The 371-nt window shown below is 59.3% G+C and carries 1 protein-coding gene; it reads left to right on the top strand.

What is annotated here, in order from left to right; all coding sequences use genetic code 11:
• The coding region (locus R3I13_RS26990; protein ID WP_346321112.1) for a hypothetical protein at positions 1-371 on the top strand (371 nt) is incomplete at both ends.

The raw sequence follows: 371 nt of genomic DNA, 5'->3' as shown, positions 1-371 counted from the left end.
TGGCTCAGCGCCATCAACAAGGACTACGTGACCAGCGGCAGCGGCGGCCACTTCTTCGGCCAGGAGCTGAGTTATGACTACGGGTTTACCGCCACCCAGAAGAATGGCAACATCGCCGGGACCAAATGGCGGGGTTTTAACGACCCGGTGGCCCGGGCCTATGGGTTTGGCTATGACAAAGCCAACCGCCTGCTCAAAGCTGATTTTAACCAGCAGGTGGGCACTTCTGCCACCTGGGACCGCTCAGCTAACTATGACTTCAGCGTCACCATGGGCGACGGGATCAATCCCGCTACCGCCTATGATGCCAACGGCAACATCCGCAAGATGGTGCAAAGCGGCCGCAAAGGCACCACCAGCCCGGTGATCGA

The sequence above is a fragment of the Chitinophaga sp. YIM B06452 genome, from assembly GCF_039655965.1.
Taxonomy (GTDB): Bacteria; Bacteroidota; Bacteroidia; order Chitinophagales; family Chitinophagaceae; genus Chitinophaga.
Note: the sequence above shows the minus strand (reverse complement) of the source record. Positions and strands in the feature narration are given on the sequence as shown.